At 34.3% G+C, this 1,576-nt stretch carries 1 protein-coding gene; it reads left to right on the top strand.

What is annotated here, in order from left to right; genetic code table 11:
* On the top strand, positions 1-1,312 hold a 1,312-nt coding region (locus tag Megvenef_RS09405; RefSeq protein WP_322777658.1), incomplete at its 5' end, for a VapE domain-containing protein.
* Positions 1,313-1,576 lie beyond the last annotated feature (264 nt).

The raw sequence follows: 1,576 nt of genomic DNA, 5'->3' as shown, positions 1-1,576 counted from the left end.
ACTCCCCTATTACCCACTAGATAAGCCTTTGCCACGAGCTATCTTTGTTGAAGATAAACAGTTCAAGAAACTTCCACGCGCTACATACCCTAATTTTTCAATATTACTTGAAAATTATGGTATAAAAATCAGATATAATCTTATTTCTAAAAATTGTGATATTAGTGTTCCAGCACTAAACTATAGCCAAGATAACAAAGATAATGCTAGTTTAGCCGATATATTGAGCATCCACAAGCTTAATGGTATAGAAACACGTTGCATAGAGAGCTATATATTAAAAAATGCAGATCTAAATCAATATAATCCTATAGTTGAGTTCATAAACTCAGCACCTTGGGATCGGACAAGTAGGTTAAATGACTTGTACAACACCATTGAAACTCAACCTTCTTTCCCATTAGAAATGAAGGAGTTGTTATTAAAAAAATGGTTAATTAGCGGAGTAGCGGCAGCGCAACATCGTGGCTTTTATTCAAAGGGGGTATTAGTTTTTCAAGGCGATCAATCGCTTGGCAAAACACCATGGTTTGAGAAATTACTACCTCCTGAAATCACGCAATATTTTATAGGAGGTTGTACCTTAGACCCTGCTGAAAGAGATAGCGTAAAAAAAGCAGTTTCGCATTGGATTGTAGAACTAGGCGAATTAGATTCCACTTTTAAGAAAGACATAGCGAGATTAAAGGCGTTTATAACAAATAATGAAGATATATTGAGACTTGCTTATGCACCAAAAGAAAGCAGGTTTTCACGCAGAACAATATTTTGTGGCTCTGTAAATCCAGTAGAGTTTTTGATAGATAGTACGGGTAACCATCGTTTTTGGGTAGTACCTGTGATAAAACTTGATTATACACATGAAATTAACATGCAGCAACTTTGGGCAGAGGTTGATGAACTATATAAAAGTGGTGAACAATGGTGGTTAACTCAAGAAGAAGAGGCGGAACTTGAAATACAAAATCAAACACATTTTAAAACATCACATCTTGAAGAAAAGTTTTTGGATCAGTTCGGCTTAAATTCTTATTCGGATGAAGCCGCACAGACTAAGGGGCAAGGTGTTCAAAGAGAGTGGACTGCTAGCGATGTTTTAGTCCAACTTAATTCTCCAGTTACTAAATCTCTTAAGGATGAAATGGTGCAAGTGTTATTAAAGCTAGGTACAAAAAGATTGTCGCATAATAAAAAGTTTTTATTATTGTTAAACAATAAAGATGATTCTTTCGAAGGGCATAAGGAAATAAAAAATCAACTTCCAGATAATGTTCAAGCGTCAGATAACAATAAAGAAGGCAACATTTTTTGACATCCAAAAAATAGTTAAAAAATAAAGTCTGTTTTAGTTTGCTGCTATTCCGTCAAAAAGAATTAGTAGCAAACTAAAATATGCTAAATTCTTTGTATATCACACAGTCAAAGATACTTTAGAGAACTAATAAATAACTTTGCAACAAAACTACTCCCATTTTTTTACTAGATAGTAGCAGCGCGAACAGTATAGCTTATAAGGCATAGAGAGTAACCTGCTACTAACGCTACCATGAAAAGAGAACATAACCTATATAAAAAC

Origin of the sequence: Candidatus Megaera venefica, from assembly GCF_034554655.1 — a bacterium.
Classification (GTDB): Bacteria; Pseudomonadota; Alphaproteobacteria; order Rickettsiales; family Rickettsiaceae; genus Megaera_A; species Megaera_A venefica.
Note: the sequence above shows the minus strand (reverse complement) of the source record. Positions and strands in the feature narration are given on the sequence as shown.